This is a genomic window from Mycolicibacter heraklionensis, assembly GCF_001021505.1.
Classification (GTDB): Bacteria; Actinomycetota; Actinomycetes; order Mycobacteriales; family Mycobacteriaceae; genus Mycobacterium; species Mycobacterium heraklionense.
In genome coordinates this window covers 24,046-44,281 of record NZ_LDPO01000013.1, presented here as the reverse complement: position 1 = coordinate 44,281, position 20,236 = coordinate 24,046, and the positions used below count along the sequence as shown (strand labels likewise).

Below are 20,236 nucleotides of genomic sequence, written 5' to 3'. Positions count from 1 at the left end.
CCGTGATTGCGGGGGAGGGCCGACATGATCGGCAGAAGTAGGGATAGGGCAAGGCGCAGGGTTTCTCGACGGGCGGTGGGGGCGGCCTCGGCAGTCGGTGCAGCCATGGCGATGGGTTTCGCGCCGTCGTCGGCCCCGTCTGCGAGGGCAGATTTCGATGACCTGATCGCGCCGCTGCTCGACTTGTTCGGAGGCGTTGGCCCCGGCGATGCGGCGGCCGCCGACCCGTGGGGGTGGTGGGGCACAGCCTTGCCGGAGAGTTCACCGGCGCTGGACACGTCGAATGATCCGCTGCTGGACTGGCTCAACGACGCTTCGGTGAGTTTGTTCGGCCGCGTCATGATCGGCGACGGGGTGGACTTCTTCACCGGCACCAACGACTCGCTCTTCGGCTGGTTGCCGGGCATCGGCGACTTGGGCGATGGCGGATTCCTGGCCGGTGACGGCGGTGCCGGTGCCGCCGGGACGGTCGACCACCTGGATGGCTATGTCGGCGGCATGGCCGGCATGTGGGGCAACGGCGGTACCGGCGGCGAGGGCTACGACGGCGGCGACGGCGGGGCCGGTGGTGCCGGCGGCTGGATGTTCGGCGACGGCGGCGACGGCGGCGCCGGCGGCTTGGGTGGGGCTGGCGGCGTTGGCGGAGCAGGCAACTGGCTGTGGGGATCCGGTGGTGACGGCGGCGACGGCGGCTCCGGGCTCGCCGGGACCAGCGGAGTCGACGGAGTCCTGGCCGGCAGCAGCGGAACGCTCGGCGGCAACGGCGGTGTCGGTGGCACCGGTGGTGCTGGAGGCCGAGGCGGCCTGCTGTCCGGCACGGGTGGCGGCGGCGGCGACGGCGGTGTGGGTGGATCCGGCGGCGACGGTGGCGATGGTGCGACCGGGGCGGCGGGGCTCACCGGTGAAAGCAACGGCGCTGGAGGGAACGGCGGCAACGGCGGCGATGGCGGCACGGGCGGCACCGGTGGCGCAGGCGGGGCCGCCGGGCAGGGTGCGGTGGCCGGCGTGGCCGGTGCGAGCGGCCATGCGGGCAATGGCGGGGCCGCCGGTTCTGGCGGAGCAGGTGGTGTAGGCGCCGCCGGCACGGCTGATTCGATCCACGGCGGCGTCGGCGGAACCGGCGGCGATGCCGGTACCGCGGGTGCGGCAGGCGGCGTCGGGGGCGTGGCCGGAGCGGTCGCCCATGGCGGGAACGGCGGACTCGGTGGTGACGGCTTCGACGGCGCTGGCACCGCGACCGGCAATGGCGGGGCGGGCGGCAACGGTGGTGCCGGCGGTGCCGGTACCGGCGGCAACGGCGGCAACGGGGGTGTCGGTGGCATCGGAACGGATGCGGATGGCGGCGCCGGAGGTGCCGGAGGTAACGGCGGAACAGGTGCTGTCGCCGGCGGTACGGGTGGCGTGGGCGGACTCGGCGGAGACACCGAACTCAGTGGCGCAGCGCTGCCCGTTGCGCCCTTCGCCGGTGCGGGTGGCCTGGGCGGCGCCGGCGGCGACAGTGCCGCAGGCAACGCCGGTGCCGGTGGTGCGGGAGGCGAGGGCGGTCGCGGCATAGCGGCCGGTGCCGGCGGCGACGGCGGCGTTGGCGGCAACACCATCAGCGGCAGCGGCGGCGCTGGAGGGCTGGGCGGCAACGGCGGCAACAGCCGATATCTGGATGGCTTGGGCCTCTTCGGCGGGGCCGGCGGCTCAGGGGGAGCCGGCGGTACAAGTCAGAGTGGCACTGCCGGTATGGGAGCCAACGGCGGCCGGGGCGGCGATGCCATCTACGCAGCAGGGGCGGGCGGCAATGGCGGTGCCGGCGGCGATAGCAGTGGCTCGGCCAATGGTGGCGCCGGAGGCAACGGCGGAGCTGGCGGTGAGGCCACCCAGAACAGTGGATTGGCGGGCGTCGGTGGCGATGGCGGTGCCGGTGGGGACAGCGTCAGCGGTAATGGCGGCGCCGGTGGCGCAGGCTCGGACGGCACGGCCGGCGTTGGCGCAGGCAGTGCGGGCGGCGCCGGCGGGGCCGGCGGAAACAGTGTCAGCGGCAACGGCGGCGCTGCGGGTATAGCCGGCAACGGCGCCGACGGTGGCGATGCTGGCGGCAAAGGCGGGGCGGGCGGCGCCGGGGGCAGCAGCCAGACCGGGATCGCCGCCAAGGGCGCCGACGGCGGTCGCGGAGGCACCGGCAGCTCCCACGGCGGTTCGGGTGGCGCCGGCGGCGCCGGCGGAAACAGCGGTGGCGCCGCCAATGGTGGTGCCGGCGGGAATGGCGGAGAAGGACGCGCGGCCACCGACCTGGACAACGGCCAAGGCGGATCTGGCGGCACTGGTGGTGCCGGCGGAAGCAGCGTCAGCGGTAACGGTGGTGCCGGCGGTGCCGGCGCGCACGGTGCCGCGGGCGGTTCGGACGGGGGCGCTGGCGGCAGCGGTGGCGACGGTGGTGCCGGCGGCAACAGTGTCAGCGGTAACGGCGGCGCTGCAGGCGCAGCCGGCAACGGCGCGGACGGCGGCCTCATCAGCGGCTTCGGCGGTCACGGTGGTGCCGGGGGCGCCGGGGGGAGCAGCCAGAGTGGGAGCGCCGCCGCCGGCGCCGACGGCGGCAACGGCGGGATCGGCGGTTGGAGCGGGGGTTCGGGTGGTGCAGGAGGTGCCGGCGGCAACAGCGGGGGAGCTGCCGACGGTGGTGCCGGGGGCAATGGCGGTGTGGGGCGTGCCGTTGACGCCTATGGGGGCACCGGAGGTTCCGGTGGTGACGGTGGTGCCGGGGGTAGCAGCGTCAGCGGCCACGGTGGGTCCGGCGGGACCGGTGCCGACGGCGCGGACGGTGGTCCTGGTGGCGAAGGTGGTCGCGGCGGTTCCGGCGGTTCGGGCGGCAACAGTGTCAGCGGCAACGGCGGCGCCGCCGGTGTAGCCGGCAACGGCGGCGACGGCGGCTATTACGGGGGCAACGGTGGTGCCGGCGGCGCCGGGGGTGGCAGCCAGAGCGGGCAGGTCGCCGATGGCGCCGATGGCGGTCAGGGCGGGGGCGGCAGCCGGGCCGGTGGCAGTGGCGGAGCCGGCGGCGCCGGGGGCGACAGCGGTGGGACCGTCGATGGTGGCGCCGGGGGTAACGGTGGCGCCGCGGGTGCCGGCGGTAGCGACGCCAGTGATGGTCACGGCTACGGCCACGGTGGTTCCGGCGGCGCTGGGGGCGACAGTGTCAGCGGTAACGGTGGTGCTGGCGGCGCGGGCGCTGACGGCAGCAGCGGTACCACCGACGGCGGCTCCGGTGGCAATGGCGGTGCCGGTGGCAGCAGTGTCAGCGGCAACGGGGGCGCCGCGGGCACGGCCGGTGACGGCGCCAAAGGCACCTTCTTCGGAGGATTCGGTGGGACGGGCGGCGCCGGGGGCGGCAGCCAGAGCGGAATTGCCGCCGACGGTGCTGATGGTGGTCACGGAGGCACGGGCTACAGCCTTGGCGGCGGCGGCGATGGTGGTGCCGGCGGCGCCGGGGGCACCAGCACCGGCACGGCCGACGGAGGAGACGGGGGCCGTGGCGGCAACGGCGGCAGCTCGTACGGATCGTACGAAGAGGGTGGAACCGGCGGGATGGGTGGTGCCGGCGGAGACAGCGTCAGCGGCACTGGTGGTACAGGCGGCGTCGGCGGCAACGGCGGTAGCGGTCAACCGGGCGGCTACGGCGGTGCCTCCGGGGCCGGCGGCGCTTCCCTGGAAGCCGGACACCCGGGTGGCGCCGGCACTCCGGGTGGCGCTCCGTCCGGAAGCACCGGTGGCATCGGGGGCACTCCGGGTGGCGCGGGCGGCACTCCGTAGGAGCCCGGAGACGGTGCAGAGCGCAGCGAGAAGTGGCTGCAGGCCGAGTCTCGCGCCGTTAGCGTCTGGGCCATGGCACTTCCTCGGTGTGTGAGCGCGATCGTCTTTGACTGCGACGGACTGCTGCTCGATACAGAGAGTTGCTGGTCGCGGGCGGAGGAGGCCTTGTTCGCCGATTACGGGTTCGGGTTTGGTCCGGCAGAGAAGGACCTCCTGATCGGGCGGACTCTTGAGGCGGCGTGCGCCAACATGGCCGAGTATTTCGGGATCTCTGGAGCGGGTCCTCGGCTGCAGGCCGATCTCGTTCCACGTGTTGAAGCGGAGCTATCGGCAGGGGTTGCGCCCATGCCGGGCGCGAGAAAGCTTCTTGAGAATCTGCGTGACAGGGTGCCGATCGCCGTTGCGACCAACAGCCCGCGAGCAATGCTTACCGCTGCACTGAAATCGTCAGGACTCGGAGACTTCTTTGAGATAGCGGTCGCAGCCGATGAGGTCGAGCATGCCAAACCCCATCCTGCGCTGTACTTAACCGCGTTTGAACGTCTCGATGCCGCACCGCGCACAGGTGTCGCTTTCGAGGACTCATCGACTGGAGTGGCTGCTGCCCGCGCAGCGAGCACTTTCGTCGTGACCGTCCCATCCCAAGTAGGTAAGCCGCTCGACGGTGATTACATCACCAGCACTCTCGACGACGTCGCGCTCATCGAGTGGGCGCAAACCGTTCGTAAGGTGTAGTGGGCTGAATGGGCTGTAGAGACGGCGGGCCGCTTCATCGCTCACGCCGCAATGGCTGGCGCTGGGCGATGCAATAGGCGGTCAGATACACCAAGGCGAAGCTGCCCGCGGTGACCACTGAAGCGACGCCGAACTGTACAAACTGGCCCTGCTCGAAATTCTGCCGGAGGGTCTAGCTGTCCAATTTTCTGTGGCGGGGGTGTACCCGATATTCCATCGACTGTTTGCGTCGTAGTGGCCGGCGCTGGGCGATGTAGTACGCGGTCAGGTACATCGCGGGGAAAACGCCTGCGGTGAGGACCGAGGCGACACCGAATTGCAAGTATTGGCCGCGCGCTATCGGATAGCGCCAACTGGCGTCGCCGTATGCGGTTCCGACAGTCAGTAGGCAAAGAAAGGAAGCGCTCACGATCGCGACCCACAGCCGCCCTTCTCCGACGATGAAGAAGTAGACGTTCGCCGTGGCGGCCACAGCCGGCACCATGAACAGCCACCACGCGGTTGTTGCGGTGAGTAGCCCACTGTAGGACTCCGGGTGTAGGTCGGTGTCCCGCTGCGTTGAATCGCCAGCGGTCGTGGGTGCGTCTTCAGGGTCGGGGTCCATAATGGTCAACGAATAAATCTTCCCGCCGACCTTGATGTAGGGGGTACAAGCATAGGCCATAAACGCCATTGCTGCCACGAGAAAAATGCCAATACTGACCGCATTATCCCAGGTTGGATAGGTCGCCAGTGCGCCAAACACTCCCGCCATACATGCGCAACTCCAGTAAATCCGCCGCTGGGCACTTCTGGATATTTTCAGGAATGACAGCACGAATGCTGCAATGAAACAGAGGACCACTAACGCGAACATCAGATCGCTCAACATCTAACCGCCTAAGACTCCAGTAACCACTTTCTCCACGCCGAACGCACCGGCCACAGCGCCGAGAAGGCCGACAATCACGGTGCCCTCCGGCCCCACCGACGAACCCCACGTTGCTCCGGCAAGGAACCCTCCGGCCCATCCACCGAGACTGCGTGCGCCCAACTTTGCAATCTCTTCACCGAACGGCGCCCCGTCGATGATGTCGCCAGCGGTCAAGACACTGTCCAGACCGATACCGGCGAATGAGAGCCTGCGGCCCAACGTTTTAAGGGCTTCGGCGTCGGCCTTGGACCATGTGGGAGCGTCGCCCCAATGCTTGCCCTGGGGAAGAGCTTCCGCCCGTGAACCAAAGCCGCTGCCCAAACCGCCCGCGCCGCTGGATATTCCAGACCCCGCCTCATGGATCAACTGCCGCGGCGACTTGCCGCTTTGTACCTCGTCGAGTGCTTGCTGGATTCCCGCCGGAGAGACTCCCGCTTCGCTCAACTGGTCGGCGAAGCCACGGAGGACCATATCCCGAGCCTGGGACTCACACTGATCGAGTATCTGGGTTGCTTGATCGGGTGTCAGCGGTGGCCGATCTGGATAGGCCTGACCAGATTCGAGGAAATCCTGGAATTGTCGTCTGGCTTGGGCGCGCGTACGCGCGTCGCCGCCGAGCACCGGATCGGTTGGCAATGGGCCGATGAATTGGGAATTCTGCAGGTCATCGAGGTGTTTCTGAGCCAGTCGCCGCGCGGTGGGGTCCGCAGCGGGATCATCGGCGATTGCCTGATCGCGTTGCCTCGCTATGTCGGCGGGGTCAACGTTGCCGCCTGTCTGGGCCTGCGGCAGCCCGCTGCCGCCCGCGCCACCGTCGGCGCCCTCTTCACCGAAGCTGAACTCGCGTAGTCCGGCCGTTGCGGTGCTGAGTTGGCGCGCGACCTCCTGCTCATTGTTGACCAGGTTGGCGGCACGCGACTTGATGAAACTGGCATGACTTTCCGCGGCCTGCTCGCGCTGAGCCTGCTCGGCGGCGGAGCCGTAGTAGGTCCAGGTGTCGGTGACGGAGTAGTCGTCACCAACCCGGAAATCTTCTCGCTCAGCGGTATTGACGGCAGACAGCACCAGCCCCTTGTTGTGCTGCTGGGCCTGCGCGCCGCGGGTGGCGATTTGGGCTGCGTTGCGCAGCATGTCGGCGGGGCCGTGGACTTTCACCACGTCGGCAGCGGCGCGGTGTTGGAACGCTTGGGCGCCGGTCCCGGTCCATGGGATGCCGCCGGGACTCGTTGAGGCGTCGCGGATTTCGGTGAACGCGGCTTCCCAAGTGTTGGCGAGATTCGTCCAGGCGGTGGCGTTAGTGGTGAGGTAGTCCCAGCTCGCGTCTTCGATCTCGGTCAGCGTCGGAAAAGACATCGCGGGCTACCTCGGTGTCCCGCGCCCACCGCCGCCGCCGTCGGCGCCAGAGTGGGGGACTGCAAGGGAGAGGCCTGTGCCGTGCTGGGGAACTGCGGCCAGGGCGGCAGCGCCGGCGTGGTCCATCGCCTCGTAGCCGCGGGCCGCGGTGGTGAGCTTTCCCGAGCTGGCCGTCATCCGTCCGCGCATCGCGGTCGCGGCTGCGCTGGCGCCGGCGTTGACACTGTCGGCTGCTGCGCCGGTGGCCTGCCACGCGGAAGCGGGTGCCGCCGGCAGCGCTGGTGCGACCTGATCTGACAGCGACGTGCACCGCTGCGCCAGCTCCCGCAGGCTGACCGGAGTGACCCGCAGGACGGGGGAGGTCATGGGAGAACTGTATTAGTGAATGACGGTTTGCGAAATTCACGGTCGAACGACTGAAGCCCTTGCGGGGCATTTTGGCCCGGTGCGCCCGGCAGGTTTCGAATTAGCCAAGAGTCCGGCTTCGATCACTGCGATGGGTGGGTTCTTATGTTCACCGGGGCGACGTCCTAGCGGTGCGGGAATTCAGCCTTGCCAACGTCGCGGTCGCCCGTGGAATGAGCCGGTCGGCGGCGACGTAACGCCGACCATCTTCCTGCGGTAAAGATTCCCTGGTACCAGACCAGGGAATCTTTCACCTGCCTCTTGACGAGAAGTGCTTACGCCGCAATCGGATTCATGCGCTGACGGGTGCCGGGGTGTTGCCTGCTAAGGGGCGTTATCCCCGTTGACTCCCGGTGCCCCCGGCGTGCCGTTGACTTGTGCGTCGCCGCCCGGCCCGCCGTCGCCACCGACGTTGCCGGAGCCCGTGCCGCGGCCGCCGTTGCCTCCCACCCCGCCGTGGCCGTCACCGCCGGCGCCGGACTGGGACCCGTCGCCTCCGGCCCCGCCCTGACCACCGGCACCAGCGTCGGCGCCCGCGCCACCGTTGCCACCGGCACCGCCGGCACCATCCCTACCACCCCAGCCGCCGGCGCCGCCATCCCCGCCGATACCACCGTTGGAACCTGCGCCACCGTTACCGCCGGCACCGCCGACACCGCCGCGGCCGCCGATTCCGCCGACGCCGCCGACGCCGCCCCAGCCTCCGCTGGTGGCTGTTCCGCCGGTCCCGCCGCTGCCTCCGTCGGCACCGTCGACCGTGGTTGCCGGGGAGAGGGCGAGTGCCGCGCCGCCGCCGCCACCACCGCCGCCGCCGGCCGCGTAGCCGCCGTTCCCTGCGGCGCCGCCGTTGCCGCCGGTCCCGCCGGCGCCGCCGGGATGACCGGTGAGGCTGCCGCCGATACCACCGGAACCGCCGGCGCCACCGGCCCCACCCCAGCCGCCGAATCCGCCGCTGCCGCCGTTCCCGCCCAGACCGGCGGCACCGGTGGTCCCGCTGACGTCGCCGCCGTCGCCGCCGGTACCCCCGGCACCGCCGGGTCCCATCGGCCCACCGTTGCCGCCGTGGCCACCGTTGCCGCCCGGGTTGGCGCTACCGCCGTTGGTCACGCCCCCTGCGGCCCCCGCGTCTCCGCCGCGGCCGCCCGCCCCACCGAAGGCGGAACTGTTGCCGCCGGACCCGCCCGAGCCGCCTACGCCGCTGAGGCTGGAGGTGGCGCCGCCGCCCCGCCCGCCAGCACCGCCGGCGCCACCATCACCGAACATCAGTCCCGTGGCATTGCCGCCGGCACCGCCGTCGCCGCCGGGTGCGCCCGCCACGATGGGGACGGCCGACGACGCACCGTCGCCGCCGATACCACCGGCACCACCGACGCCGAACAGCCAGCCAGGTGCGTCACCGCCGGCCCCGCCGTTACCACCACTGTCGAATCCGGCTCCGCCGTCACCGCCGTCGCCGCCGTGACCCATGTAGGACCCTCCGATCCCGCCGGCCCCGCCGTCACTGTCGAGGGCGCCATTGCCGCCGGCCCCGCCGTTGCCGAACCAGCCGGCATTGCCCCCGTCACCACCACCACCGTTGGAACCGAAGAGGTCCGGCGTGTAGCCGTCGCCGCCGTCACCGAACCACGCACCGCCGTCATACCCGTCGGGGTGGGCCAGTGTGCCGTCGGCGCCGTCGCCGATCACATACTGGCCGGCGAGCTGGTTGATGACGGCGTCGACCTGCAATCCCAGCGGGCTGTTGATCCAGCCCTCGATGCTGTCGTGCATCGGCAGGTAGATGAACTGGTCGAACCAGGCTGCGGCGGACTGCGTGGACGCTGCCGCATCACCGGGGTCCAGCCAAGCCAGCCAATCGACGTGGTCGGCGGGCGCCGGAGTGAACAGCGGGTCCAACCAGTCCACGAGCCAGTCGAACTCGTCGGCCTGCGCGCGCGGCGCGATGCTCAGTGGCGTCATCCCGAACGTCAGAAACGCACCTGCTGCTGCACTCGCACCGAGGATCCGGCGCTTGCGGTTCGTGGTCATGACAGCACCTCCCGATCTCAGTCAGCGTTGACGCTAATAACGCTCGAGAGTCCGATAAATCGGGTGTTTCCCTTGTTTTTGCTGTCATGGCGCTGAGGTAGGGGTAGGGAAACACCCGATTTCCCCGCGGGAGGCGGCGACGTAGCCTCGCACCATGGGTTTGCCCGAGGCCTATTTTTTGGCCGAATGGTATTGCCAAGACCTGGCCGACGCACCGGTGCACCCCACCGCCGCCCGCCTCGACGGGGCCGTCGCCGAGGTCTCGGCCGATGGCACGCCCATCCGGCTGCTCGGGGTGATCGCCCTACCCGGTGACGCCATGCTGTTCGGGGTGTTCATTGCCGCCTCCGCGCGGGTGGTGGCGCAGGTGTGCGAGCGCGCCGGCATGTCGGCGCAGCGGATCACGTCCGCAGCAGGGGTTCATCTGCGCATGTGTTGACCGAGTTCGGCCCGCGAATGAATCGCCAGCTTGCGATACACGCGAGAAAGGTTGGCCTCGACCGTTTTCGGACTGATGAACAAGGCCGCCGCGACGTCGCGATTGGTCATGCCCGACGCAGCCAGCTCGGCCACCCGTTGCTCGGACGGGGTCAGTCCGGCGCCGCGTTGTCGACCCACGCTGGATCGTTCCAGTTCGGCGCGGGCACGCCCGGCCCACAACGGCGTCTGCAGCTCCTCGAAGACGGCCAGTGCCTCCCGGATGGTGTGTGCCGAGGCGTCCTTTCTGCGCTGTCTCCGCTGTAATTGCCCGAGCAGCAACAACGTTCGCGCTCGCTCGAACGGCATTGCCAGCCGGTCGTGGTGGCCGATCGCGAGCGTAGCGGCCGCACTGGCGCCGTCCAGGTCACCGTGTGCGGCCAGCAGCATCGCGCGACCGCGCTCGGCGACGGCCAGCATCCACGGCCGGTCCAGCCGGTGCCCGTTCACCGCCAACGCCTCGACCAGCGGTTCGGCGTCATCGATGCGCCCCACTTGAACCAGCGCCTCGACGGCGTCGGGCACAAACCCGGCGACGAATATCTCGGTCGCGTTCGCGCTGATTGTGGGCAGCAGCGGCGACAACACGTCCATCGCGGCCGGATAGTTGCCGAGCGATACCTCCAGGAAACCCAGCGCCGCGACGACCCACCCGGTCAGCAGCTGCGAACCGCTACGCACGATCGGCGTCGTCGACTCGTGCAAGTCCGTGCGCGCGTCGTCGACGTGCCCGGCGTAGGCGGCCACGATGGCCCGGGCGGTCATCGCCGCGGACAGCTGCAGCGCCCCGTCGAGCTGGCGTGCCCGTTCGACGCTGTCTTCGGCGATGAGCGCGGCCCGAGCGAAGTCGCCGCGCCAGATCTCATTGAGCACGCTGTGAAACGACACGAAGACCAGGTCGCTTTCGTAGGCATGCTCAATACAGTGCCGCCGGACCGCCTCGAACTCGACGCTGGCCGCAGCCAGTTCGCCCACCCAGGACAATGCCATGGCGTTGGTCAACGTCGCGCGCCCCTCCAGCGTCCGCGCGCGCCGGCGAACACCGTCGTCGAAACCGTTCCCGCACAGCAGGTGCACCACCACCGACATGGCCAGGGCCTGGCCGAGCAGGGCCGGCTCCCCGAGCCGCTCGGCGTCCTCGACCGCTGCCTCGACGGTCTGTTCCGACGACACCGCCCGCCCGATCCGGACCTCGATCCACGACTTCAGCACCAGGATCTGCACCCGCAATCCCGATGTGTCTCCCGCATGATCGAGAGCACGCTCGAGATAACCGGCCGCGTCGATCAGGCTGTCCTCGAACTGGCTCAGCATCGCAAGCAGGTGCAGGGCTTCGGCACGCAACGGTGCGGGCCCGTCGCGTTCGATGGCCCGCAGCAGCATCGCACGGGCGGTGGCGGCGTCGCCGGCGTTGAAATGGTTTCGCGCCGAGCTCACCTGACGCTGCACGGTGTCACCGCCGAGCCCGATCGCCAGGTCGGTCAGCTCCGCGGCGACGGCCGGTGCGCCCCGCATGCCCGCGATCTCAGCTCCCGTATCCAGGGCCTTCAGCGTTGCCGGGTCAGCATGGGTCGCGGCGAAGGCCAAATGGCGCGCCCGGAGTTCGGGTTCGGTCACAATCTGCGCCAGCCGACGATGCATGTCCCGGCGCCGGGCCGCTGACGCGTCGCTTGTGACGCCCGTTGCCAACAGCGGATGAGAGAAGCGAACTTTGTGTCCGTCGAGTACCAGCACCCCGGCTGCCTCGGCCTGCTCCAACAGCGGCCGAAGCTGTGCCGCATCCATCGCGAGCGCGTCCGCCAACAACTCGACGGTGGGCCTGCCCAGGCACGCCGCTGCAAGCAGCAACTCCTGGAGATCGCCGCGCAGCCCATCCAATCGCGCCCGCACCACCTCCGAGAGCGTGCCCGCCAATCGGAAGTCGTTGGCCGCGACACCGTTCTGGATGCTTCGCGCGAGTTCGATTGCGTAGAAGGGGTTTCCACCTGACACCTCGTGGATGCGGACCATGGCCGGGCGCGCGATAGATCGTCCGAGCCGTCGCGACACAACCAGGTGGAGATCGCCAAGTTTCATCGGCGGCAAGGTGATCCGCTGTGTCGCGTCCGGTGCGGGCAGTGGCAGCGTGATTGCCCGGGTTTCGTTGACACCGGTGCGGACGGTGGCCAGCACAGCCGCAGGTCCGCGCAGCCGCCGCGTCACAAAGCTGATCACCAAGGCGCTCGATGGATCCAACCACTGCAGGTCGTCGATGGCCAGCAACACCCGTTGACGTTGGGCGAGTGCCTCGATCACCGCCAGCAGCGCTGCGGCGAGCGTCCGCTGGTCGGCGGTGGTGCCGCCGTGCGCTGAACGCAACAGGATGTGGTCGAGGGCACGTCGCTGGGGATCAGGGAAATTCGCCCAGACCTCCGGCTCCACCCCCGAAAGCAGGTCGGCCACGGCGGCGTACGCCAGCACCGCCTCAGCGGCCACCGGGCGCGCTGAGAGCACGCGAACTCCGTTGCGTCGGGCGTAATCACATGCCGCCAACCAGAACGTCGTCTTGCCGATACCTGCGTCGCCGTCAATAATCAGCGCACCGGGCTCTTCCCACGGACGATCGAAGAATGTCGTCACTGCGCACCATTCGGCGCGTCGGGTCACATCATTGATCGTGTCCATCGCCCACCCACCCGTCGCGGGATGAGTGTATGACGTAGGTGCAGTTCAGGAGCTCAGTTCGATGGGGCGGGCCTTGCCGTTGTAACGGGCGGGGGATCGCTCGGTATTCCTTTAGGAAACCGATGCGAGGTCATCGGGCAGGCGGGGGTGACGAGTGGTGCGGATCGCGGTCGCCCGTTCGTCAGCCGCGTCGTCCTGCCCGCTCAGCGAATGCGTCAAGGGCGTCGAGGATCTCCGGTGCACGCCAAATCCGGTCACGTGTTCGACCCGAGGATTCCACGACAATCCCAGCTTCGGCGAGCGGATCGAGATAGCGGCGTAAATGATCCGTGCGCAGGCCGAGTTCGTCGCGCAGCAGCGCACTGTTGACAACCGGCCGCCGGGTCAGAAGATCAGCGACCTTCCACGCCGCCGAGTCCGATCGTGCGGTGACTCGCTCATTCCAGCTGGACCGTATCTCGCGCAGTTCGGTGATGAGTTGTCTGCCGTTGACGACGGCCCGGATGCTCGCCTGGGCAAACCTCTCGACGATCGGGACCGCATCGCCCTGGCGGTAAACGGTGAGCGCGTCGATGTAGCCCGCCGTGTCAGCCAACAACCCAGCCGAAACCGGAACGGTGATTTGCCGGGTCAAGCCTTTGTTGCGCAACATCGCTTGGACCAACACCCTGCCGGTGCGGCCGTTGCCGTCGGTAAACGGGTGAATGGTCTCGAACTGGGCATGAGTCACCGCGATCTGCGCCAACAGCGGGGCATCGCTTCGCTGCGCGTACACAATCAAGTCATCGATCGCCGCCGGCACACGAGTGTGATCAGGAGCAACGAACTCAGCCGAGAGCGGACTGTTCCCTCCCCCGATCCACACCGGCTCAGTGCGCCACTGTCCGGGCGTGTGCCGCGTCTGGCCCTCCAGCAACGCAGCGTGCATGGCCAGGATCGCCTCCGCCGTGATGGTGTCAGACAGGGCGATCGCGGCCTGCATCGCCGCTGTATTGGCCACGATGAGCTCGGCGTTGGGCTTGCCCTTCCCGTTCGGCAACTCCGCCTCGGCGACGGATCGGGCCGAGGCGGTGAGATTCTCGATGCGGGAACTGGCCGCAGACTCTGAGCGCAACAGCACCGAGGCGAAAGGCACAATCTCCCCACCGAGTTCGGCATCGAAGCGGGCGATCTCGTGGCTGGCGTCCTCCATCTCGGCGTGAGCGGACGGCGGCAACGCAATATCCAGGTCAGCGACGGCAACAGGGACCGCCGCTGAGTACGGACCTCCCCGGCGAGAGCTTCGGGAGTACCCATGATCAAGACTCGGCTGCCATTGCAGGGTCTCATAGGTCAACGGAGCAAGTGTCGCCATAGATCAATGATAGCGACACTTAGCATATAAGTGTCGCTAGCTTTGTCGGCAAGCGTCATTTAGTGCGTGGCCTCGGTGCACGCTGATTGCAGATTGACGGCTAACTCGACGCAATGATGCCCGTCGTAGGGGTCCAAATAACTGCAGGGCCTTGTAGGTGTGGCCCCGAGGACCAGCTCGCCGTGGCAGGCGCGCGCAGCTTTGCCCCACACGGCGTAGATGCCGAAAACAGAATCGCTGAACGCCACACCGACGTGCGAGCCGGGTCCGATCTCGCTGATCTGCAGCTTCATCTCGTTGACGCCGCGGCGTGCCGGCGGAGTCAGCAGTCGCTTGATTTCGCCGTCCATCATGGTGGCCAAGTATTCCCGGTTGGCGCATCACAAGGCACCGCGACATACATTCGTCTCCAAGAACAGAACGGATGGATATCCTCTATGAGCCGCCGTCCAATACCGCGGCGCAACACGCGTCGAGGAGGGCCATGCTCGGGTTCGCGATCGTGGACAGGCAACCGTCGTCGGAAGCCACCGCAGTGTGGCTGACCAGCCGGATCGAGGATTCCCGCTTGAAACGCGACGGCGACAACGACGAGCTGAAAGGTCTCCGGGTCAACCACACCAACGCCATCGTCATCGCACACGACGATGAGCGCTACGAAACCAAGATTCGATCGCTGACCGCCCACCGTGCAGTAGTCCTCACCGCCGGCACTGTGGCACCAGTTCCGTTTGTGAAACCCCTCACCCATGACGTCTTCGACGCCCTGATCAAGGTGACTGTTGTCTATCAACAGCGCATCGACGAGGCGGTCACGGCTGCGCGAACCTCCACGCGGCAACTCGTCGATCCGGACTTCCCCAGGGCGGTGCCGGAGCTGATCCCCGACGAGTGTGACCGGCCGGAGTTTCGTGCGCTGGCAACCGCCAATTACGTCGCCGCCGCGTGGCGGTTCTGGCTCCATACGGACGCGCAACGCGCTCGTCGCAGCCTCCCCACCAAGACCAAGACAAGGGTATTGCGGCCGATCATGCCCGCGGAACTTTGCGACCCGAAGCTGACAGAGCTTCCGCCGGAGTTCGCAGAGCTCATCACGCCGGAGCCGTTGAAACGATGATGGACTACACCGCCATCGACTTCGAAACCGCCAACGCCTACCGCGGCTCCCCGTGTGCGGTGGGCCTGGTCCGCGTGCGTGACGGGCGGCCCGTTGCCCAGGCACGCTGGTTGATGCGCCCGCCCGAGGCGGTCGACTACTTCTCCCCTTTCAACGTGTGGGTACACGGCATCACCGCCGACATGGTTGCCGACGAGCCGCGCTGGCGAGACATGCTGCCTTTGATCCTCGACTTCATCGGCGACGACGTTCTGGTCGCCCACAACGCCGGGTTCGACATCGGCGTCATCCGCTACGCCTGCATCGCCGACGGGATGGCGTGGCCAGAGGTGCAGTTCGTCTGCACGCTGGTCATGGCGCGGCGGATGATGAAGCTCCCGTCCTACCGACTGCCGTTCGTGGTCGACTCCCTCGGTGGGCACCTCGGCGAGGACCACCACGACCCGCTGGCCGACGCCCTGGCGGTCACTGACATCGTGGCCCGGCTCGCCGCCGAGCGGGCAGTGGACGACCTCGACGAACTGGCCCACGCCGCCGGAGTCCGTATCGGCCAGATGAGCGGCGGCGTCTACCGGGGAAGCGTCGCGATCCAGCATGGCGGCTCGTCGACGCTGACCCGCGCCGAGGCGAACGTCGACGCCGACCCGGACGGCTATCTCTACGGCCGGGTGGTGGTGTTCACTGGCGCTCTGATGACGATGACCCGCCAGGTCGCCTGGGACGAGTGTGTGAAGGTCGGCGCGGTCCCGGAGAAGGCGACCACCAAGCGGACCAACGTGCTCGTCGTCGGGGACGTCAATCCGGCGGTGCTCCGCCCCGGCGCCGCGCTGACTAAGAAGGCCGAGGCTGCGTTCGCATTGCAGGACAAGGGCCAGGACATCGAAGTGATGACCGAGGACGACTTCCTGCGCTGCCTCGACGGCGTGCCGCTGGACGCCGAGAGCCTGCTTGACACCGAGGAGGCCGTACTGACGGAGCCGCTGCCGAGCAAGGTACGGGCGACGGCGCTGGACGAACGCGATGTCCGGCCGCTCGATCCACCGGCACCCTTGCCCCCGCCGAGGCCGTTGCATCGGCACCGGGTGCCCACCGACCAGCTGTGCTCGGAGCCGGGCTGCGGCAACACCGCTGCGTTTCGCACGCGGTCGAAGCCGACGTGGTGCGACGAGCACATAACCCAGATTCAGTGGCAGGGCGGCATCAGGCCGCTGGAGCCGTTCACCCGGCCCGAGGACTGGCAGCTGACCGAGTGCCTGGTCTGCGCGGTGACGGCCCACTACCGGTTCGTCTACACCCTCGACAAGAACCAGGTCGGCGAGGATACCTGTCGGGCCTGTTTCTGGCGTGGGTGGGCCGCCCACCAACGCTCCGTGCTCGTCGGCGTCTCGGACCTGAGTCCCGTGCCGTACGAGGAGTCCCAGGCTCACGCCGAGGGGAACGGCTACGACTACCTCGGCCCGCTGACCGCACCGTCACTGCCCTACGACCCACACCACGTCCGGTGCCGCCGCTGTGGACGGATCAGCGCCCAGCGCCTCGGTGACATCGGGTTCGGGTGCGAGTGCATTCCCCGGAGGTGATCCCTGTGTGGTCCGGTCGGCGGCGGGGCGGTGGGGCGCCGGCAGCCGCTATTCCCCGGTCCCAATCTTGCGCAGCTGAGCTGCGGTCAGCGATCCCAGCGACGCGCCGGTGGAGGTGACGACGTCGACCCGCTGCACGATCTCGCGCAGCCAAACACCGTCGTCATCATCGAATGCGACGGGGGTACCGAAGAGCTCAGCGAGATTGTCGAACGGGCTCAGCTCCAGCAGGGTAGGGCTCGGATCTGCTGTCACCGTCACCACACCGTCGGCGACCGCCACCGAGGTGACCGATTGCGCCAGCATGACCCCTGCGCCGGCGCGTTCTGCGATGTAGGCCTGGAACGCGTTCTGCACTTCGGCGTTCGTCGGCGCCGGCCGGACAACGGGCGCGGGCGGCGGGGTGTAAGGCGTACGCGACGTAGTGGTGGCTGAGGTCGAGTTCTTGTCGTCGTCCGAATGACCATTGCAGGCGCCGATGAGCACGAAGATGAAGATCACGACGCCGATCACGACCGCCAGCACCTTGAAGGTCGCCTTCTTTTCCTCGGGTGACTGCGCATCCCACTGCGCCTTGGCATCTTCCCGCTTGCGGGCGCGCTCTGCCTTCTTGGCGTCTTCCGCTGCGAGCTTGGCCTCAGCGGCCCGCGTAGCCCGGAGATTCTTCACGGCCTTGCGTTCACGTCGACCCACGGCGCCTCCTCGGTTATGTCAGTTCACGTGACTCTAGCCGGACAGCTGTCCACTAATGACGGACAGTTGGGCGGGAACGTCACCGCGGATCGATGTACCGGCTCTGTAGAGAACGCTTTCGCCGATGGCTTTCACGATCCACTACGCCCGCGGCGACAAGGCCGGTTATGACTCCTACGACGATGCCCACGCCATCGTGGTCAGGGACGGGGGTCTCCTGGAGGTCACCAAGAATGGTGAGGAAGTCGCTCTCTACAGCCCCCATTACTGGACCCACGTCAATCCTGGCGAGAAGCACCGAACAGTGCCGGCCCGCTAAAGTCGGCAGCGCCGTGCAGGTCAATCGTTCGCACCTATTCGGCCCGTATCCGGCCCGGGCTACCTAAAAACATGGCTTGACCTGGTGCCCCCGACAGGATTCAAAACCGAGGCGCTCGCGCCACAGCGGGAACTTGAAAGCGGGTCGACGGACCCCACGTCGAGGCATACGACCCGCTGGCCCTTCGCCGCCCGATAGCCGACCGGAGGATGGTGTGATGAGCAGCTGCGAACCGTGGAACCTCTACGACGGCATCGGCGTGCCGGAGCATTAGGTTGCCCCGAACGTCCAGCCGTTGGCCCGCACGTAATCGAAGAACTTGATCGTGTCGACTGAGTGCTCGTCGGCGATATTGGGAATCTTCTGGTTTCTATCGTGCGTGTTGGGACCTTTGCGGTTCTCCTCGGTGACGATCACTGACTGCTCTGCCTTGGCATGAGCGATAACGAAGGGGTCGGCCTCGTTGAGCTGTTCTTGCACCCAGCCTGGGTGGGCGCGGCCAATCTCTGCAACCGTCGCCAGTTCAGCATCGGATACGGCACACACGAATCCGGGTAGGTCTTTCGCCCACTTATGGAGGTCATCGCCGCCGCGTTTCAGCTCGCGCAGAATCGCCTCGCATATGCAGCTTTCCCGCGACGAGACGGACGCCTCGACGCTCTCCCATAGGCCGGGGAAAATGTCTCGCGGATACTGCCGTGTCAAGTTGATGAGGATGTTCGTGTCGAGCGTGAATCTCATTCAGCGCCACCGGTTCGGTAATACTCATCGAGCATCTGCTCGACCATCGGCAGACGTGCGTTGAGCAGGTATGTCGCGTCCACCAGGTCGACCCGACGATCCTCAAGGGCACGGGCGATGGTGCCGATGTAACTCGGTCCCAGATCGCGGTAGCGGAGTCGCCAAGGCGGCACGAACCCTGTGCTCTCCCTCTGCGCCCGCCGCGCCTGTTCCCATCGTTCTTCGCTCGCTGCTCTGATGCTGTCCAAGTCACCGGCAGAGATGAAGCCGAGTCTGCGCAACCGGACCGCCGCCGCTAACTGACTCACCTTGAAATGGCGCGCCAGGTGGTCGGCAACCGTGGCCGGATCGTCGGCGGCGACGATATGCATACGCACCGCAGCCTCGGGCATGAGGAACGCGGCGGCGAAGTTGTTGGCCAGCGCTTCCTCGTTGACCGTCTCCCGCAGGGCGCACAGCCCGCTGGTTCTGTTGATCAGATGTGCGACCTCGTGGAACAGAGTGAACGTCCGGCCCGTCGGGCTGTCCCCGCCATTGACGATCACGAGGGGCAATTCGTCATGGTGAACGGACAGCCCCCGAAAGGTTTGCAGGGGTATTTTCGTCGTCTGGAGGACGAGAATCCCGTTGCCTTCCAGCAGCCCGCGCCAGAAACTGAACACCTGGTTGTTGGAAGACTCAGGGGGAACGAAAGTGTCGGTGAGGCCGAACTGCCCCCTCAAATCGGCAGCACGCTCGGCAATGGTGTCCCACGTGATTGGACGCACATTCACGCGGCGCTCAGGACGGCCACCGAGGTCGAGCATCGCGTCCCGATGCTGCTCGGCGCGGCGCATTTCCTTCGCCAGCTCCGCCGGTAGGTCGGCGTCGGCACGCCCCCGAAAGTCTGCGGTGTCTGGCACATCGGACACAGCGGGAGGCGGTGCGAAGAAGAAGCCCAGGGGGCGGTCGAGCTTACCCGCCATGAGGGTGAGCTGCCGAAAAGTCGGTCGCGCGTCACCAGACTCGAACTCGACTACGCGGGACGGCTTGACGCCCAGTGCCCGCGCGAGGTCGGCCAACGTGACACGGCTGGTCTCACGCGCCCATTCCAGAGCGGACGGGTCGATAGGCGCTCGTGCCATCATCCACCACCTCTCCGGGACACCGGACAGCCTCGGGCACTGCCAGTTCGTGCAATGTTAAAGGCGAGGTCCGACTGGCCGCTGCCCGTTCGCTGTACTGCTATTGCGTCGGTAGTAGGCAGGCTGACCGCGAGAACATGCGTCGGTGGCCAAGGATATGTTGCTTAACATGACTGAGATGCTGGCGGCACTCTTGGGTGCGCTCGTTGGCGGTGTCCTCGCCGCTTGGGTGGGTTCCCGGCAAACCGCCAAGGTCTTGAAGCACGAGACGGACCTGGCGGCAACAGAGCGGCGGGAGACGCGGCGTCTCGATGAGGAGCGGCGGCAGTCTTTCGCAGCCGACCAGTTGATTGCGGCACTCGCGGACTTCACGACGGTCAACCGAGACGACGAAAGAGACCCTTCGGCGTCTTTCGTGCGAGTCATGTCGACAGAGGACGTTCATCGAGAACGGAAAGGTCGCGCCTCCGCACTGCTGCGAGCGGGTTCCAGCCACGCACACGCTCTCCCGGCAAAACTGCGCGACCGATGGGATGCGCTGATATGGATGGTGCGCTTCAACCAGTCAAAGCAACGTACGCGCGCAGACGACCTGCGGCGGCGCGACGCCCACGACCTGCTGAACTACATCGAGTACGTCCGGCGGTCACTGTCTGCAATTAGCGGGGATCACCCTATGCCGCCCCACTTCTCCGCGCCGGACGCGCGCCGGGAAGAATCCCGCCCCTGGGGATTCAAACCCGAGGAGGGGTGCGACGAGCCCGACCTGACCGAGTGGCACTTCAGCACCCACCTGATCGGCAAGGTGAAATTCTCCTCTGGAGAGGTTCGTTGGTACGGCCCCAACGGACTCGTCGTTGATCTTCCGCACGAATCCACCGACCCGAGTCCATCCGAAGAGTGAACTGAGCATGCGGCGCGTGGGTCGCGGTATT

General features: G+C 67.7%; 17 protein-coding genes. 7 read left to right on the top strand and 10 right to left on the bottom strand.

Going from position 1 to position 20,236, the window contains the following annotated elements; genetic code table 11:
• Positions 1-105 precede the first annotated feature (105 nt).
• Entirely contained in the window at positions 106-3,798 is a 3,693-nt protein-coding gene (locus ABW16_RS27785) for a hypothetical protein (RefSeq protein WP_052956935.1), read from the top strand.
• 90 nt (positions 3,799-3,888) lie between these two features.
• Positions 3,889-4,533, top strand: coding sequence for an HAD family hydrolase (locus ABW16_RS15395; RefSeq protein WP_233424784.1), 645 nt, complete (start codon positions 3,889-3,891; stop codon positions 4,531-4,533).
• 172 nt (positions 4,534-4,705) lie between these two features.
• Here the strand turns inward: ABW16_RS15395 and ABW16_RS15390 are convergent, their stop codons facing one another.
• The 4 genes from ABW16_RS15390 to ABW16_RS27780 form a co-directional block, all read right to left on the bottom strand.
• Positions 4,706-5,404 (bottom strand): hypothetical protein, encoded by a 699-nt coding sequence (locus ABW16_RS15390; protein WP_052956934.1) that lies wholly within the window; start codon positions 5,402-5,404, stop codon positions 4,706-4,708.
• Complete coding sequence (locus tag ABW16_RS23940) at positions 5,405-6,799, bottom strand: hypothetical protein (protein WP_052956933.1); 1,395 nt, start codon at positions 6,797-6,799, stop codon at positions 5,405-5,407.
• 6 nt (positions 6,800-6,805) lie between these two features.
• On the bottom strand, positions 6,806-7,165 hold the full coding sequence (locus ABW16_RS15375) for a type VII secretion target (protein WP_047320061.1): 360 nt from the start codon (positions 7,163-7,165) through the stop codon (positions 6,806-6,808).
• A 363-nt stretch (positions 7,166-7,528) separates the two neighbouring features.
• On the bottom strand, positions 7,529-9,232 hold the full coding sequence (locus tag ABW16_RS27780) for a PGRS repeat-containing protein (RefSeq protein ID WP_047320060.1): 1,704 nt from the start codon (positions 9,230-9,232) through the stop codon (positions 7,529-7,531).
• Between the two features lie 154 nt (positions 9,233-9,386).
• Between ABW16_RS27780 and ABW16_RS15365 the strand changes: the two genes are divergently transcribed.
• The gene (locus ABW16_RS15365) at positions 9,387-9,671 is read left to right on the top strand and encodes a hypothetical protein (RefSeq protein WP_047320059.1); all 285 of its coding nucleotides are present in this window, start codon (positions 9,387-9,389) and stop codon (positions 9,669-9,671) included.
• Here the strand turns inward: ABW16_RS15365 and ABW16_RS15360 are convergent.
• From ABW16_RS15360 to ABW16_RS15350, 3 genes are all read right to left on the bottom strand, one after another.
• Complete coding sequence (locus ABW16_RS15360; protein WP_052956932.1) at positions 9,653-12,373, bottom strand: helix-turn-helix transcriptional regulator; 2,721 nt, start codon at positions 12,371-12,373, stop codon at positions 9,653-9,655. The genes ABW16_RS15365 and ABW16_RS15360 overlap by 19 nt on opposite strands.
• Positions 12,374-12,554: 181 nt before the next feature.
• Positions 12,555-13,727, bottom strand: a complete 1,173-nt coding sequence (locus ABW16_RS15355) for a Fic family protein (protein ID WP_047320058.1) — start codon at positions 13,725-13,727, stop codon at positions 12,555-12,557.
• Positions 13,728-13,786: 59 nt separating this feature from the next.
• Positions 13,787-14,080 (bottom strand): hypothetical protein, encoded by a 294-nt coding sequence (locus ABW16_RS15350; RefSeq protein ID WP_047320057.1) that lies wholly within the window; start codon positions 14,078-14,080, stop codon positions 13,787-13,789.
• Between the two features lie 71 nt (positions 14,081-14,151).
• Here ABW16_RS15350 and ABW16_RS15345 point away from each other — a divergent pair, with 71 nt between their 5' ends.
• Positions 14,152-14,844, top strand: a complete 693-nt coding sequence (locus ABW16_RS15345) for a hypothetical protein (protein WP_131721511.1) — start codon at positions 14,152-14,154, stop codon at positions 14,842-14,844.
• Positions 14,841-16,424, top strand: coding sequence for an exonuclease domain-containing protein (locus tag ABW16_RS23935; RefSeq protein ID WP_082134137.1), 1,584 nt, complete (start codon positions 14,841-14,843; stop codon positions 16,422-16,424). Before ABW16_RS15345 ends, ABW16_RS23935 begins: the two co-directional genes overlap by 4 nt.
• A gap of 48 nt (positions 16,425-16,472) precedes the next feature.
• Here ABW16_RS23935 and ABW16_RS15335 read toward each other — a convergent pair whose 3' ends face one another.
• Complete coding sequence (locus ABW16_RS15335; RefSeq protein ID WP_131721510.1) at positions 16,473-17,117, bottom strand: hypothetical protein; 645 nt, start codon at positions 17,115-17,117, stop codon at positions 16,473-16,475.
• 124 nt (positions 17,118-17,241) lie between these two features.
• Here ABW16_RS15335 and ABW16_RS15330 point away from each other — a divergent pair, with 124 nt between their 5' ends.
• Positions 17,242-17,436, top strand: coding sequence for a hypothetical protein (locus ABW16_RS15330; protein WP_047320054.1), 195 nt, complete (start codon positions 17,242-17,244; stop codon positions 17,434-17,436).
• Positions 17,437-17,706: 270 nt separating this feature from the next.
• Here ABW16_RS15330 and ABW16_RS15325 read toward each other — a convergent pair whose 3' ends face one another.
• On the bottom strand, positions 17,707-18,177 hold the full coding sequence (locus ABW16_RS15325; protein WP_047320053.1) for a DUF4411 family protein: 471 nt from the start codon (positions 18,175-18,177) through the stop codon (positions 17,707-17,709).
• A complete protein-coding gene (locus ABW16_RS15320) occupies positions 18,174-19,304 on the bottom strand; it encodes an ImmA/IrrE family metallo-endopeptidase (protein ID WP_233424783.1) in 1,131 nt (376 codons plus the stop codon). Before ABW16_RS15320 ends, ABW16_RS15325 begins: the two co-directional genes overlap by 4 nt.
• A gap of 166 nt (positions 19,305-19,470) precedes the next feature.
• Here ABW16_RS15320 and ABW16_RS15315 point away from each other — a divergent pair, with 166 nt between their 5' ends.
• A complete protein-coding gene (locus ABW16_RS15315; protein ID WP_131721509.1) occupies positions 19,471-20,205 on the top strand; it encodes a hypothetical protein in 735 nt (244 codons plus the stop codon).
• Positions 20,206-20,236 lie beyond the last annotated feature (31 nt).

What these genes read in the sequence shown, in the direction of transcription:
- ABW16_RS27785 (WP_052956935.1), top strand. Translation starts at nt 106, where the DNA reads ATGGCGATGGGTTTCGCGCCGTCGTCGGCCCCGTCTGCGAGGGCAGAT.
- ABW16_RS15390 (WP_052956934.1), bottom strand. Translation starts at nt 5,404, where the DNA reads ATGTTGAGCGATCTGATGTTCGCGTTAGTGGTCCTCTGTTTCATTGCA.
- ABW16_RS23940 (WP_052956933.1), bottom strand. Translation starts at nt 6,799, where the DNA reads ATGTCTTTTCCGACGCTGACCGAGATCGAAGACGCGAGCTGGGACTAC.
- ABW16_RS15375 (WP_047320061.1), bottom strand. Translation starts at nt 7,165, where the DNA reads ATGACCTCCCCCGTCCTGCGGGTCACTCCGGTCAGCCTGCGGGAGCTG.
- ABW16_RS27780 (WP_047320060.1), bottom strand. Translation starts at nt 9,232, where the DNA reads ATGACCACGAACCGCAAGCGCCGGATCCTCGGTGCGAGTGCAGCAGCA.
- ABW16_RS15365 (WP_047320059.1), top strand. Translation starts at nt 9,387, where the DNA reads ATGGGTTTGCCCGAGGCCTATTTTTTGGCCGAATGGTATTGCCAAGAC.
- ABW16_RS15360 (WP_052956932.1), bottom strand. Translation starts at nt 12,373, where the DNA reads ATGGACACGATCAATGATGTGACCCGACGCGCCGAATGGTGCGCAGTG.
- ABW16_RS15355 (WP_047320058.1), bottom strand. Translation starts at nt 13,727, where the DNA reads ATGGCGACACTTGCTCCGTTGACCTATGAGACCCTGCAATGGCAGCCG.
- ABW16_RS15350 (WP_047320057.1), bottom strand. Translation starts at nt 14,080, where the DNA reads ATGATGGACGGCGAAATCAAGCGACTGCTGACTCCGCCGGCACGCCGC.
- ABW16_RS15345 (WP_131721511.1), top strand. Translation starts at nt 14,152, where the DNA reads ATGGATATCCTCTATGAGCCGCCGTCCAATACCGCGGCGCAACACGCG.
- ABW16_RS23935 (WP_082134137.1), top strand. Translation starts at nt 14,841, where the DNA reads ATGATGGACTACACCGCCATCGACTTCGAAACCGCCAACGCCTACCGC.
- ABW16_RS15330 (WP_047320054.1), top strand. Translation starts at nt 17,242, where the DNA reads ATGGCTTTCACGATCCACTACGCCCGCGGCGACAAGGCCGGTTATGAC.
- ABW16_RS15325 (WP_047320053.1), bottom strand. Translation starts at nt 18,177, where the DNA reads ATGAGATTCACGCTCGACACGAACATCCTCATCAACTTGACACGGCAG.
- ABW16_RS15320 (WP_233424783.1), bottom strand. Translation starts at nt 19,304, where the DNA reads ATGATGGCACGAGCGCCTATCGACCCGTCCGCTCTGGAATGGGCGCGT.
- ABW16_RS15315 (WP_131721509.1), top strand. Translation starts at nt 19,471, where the DNA reads ATGACTGAGATGCTGGCGGCACTCTTGGGTGCGCTCGTTGGCGGTGTC.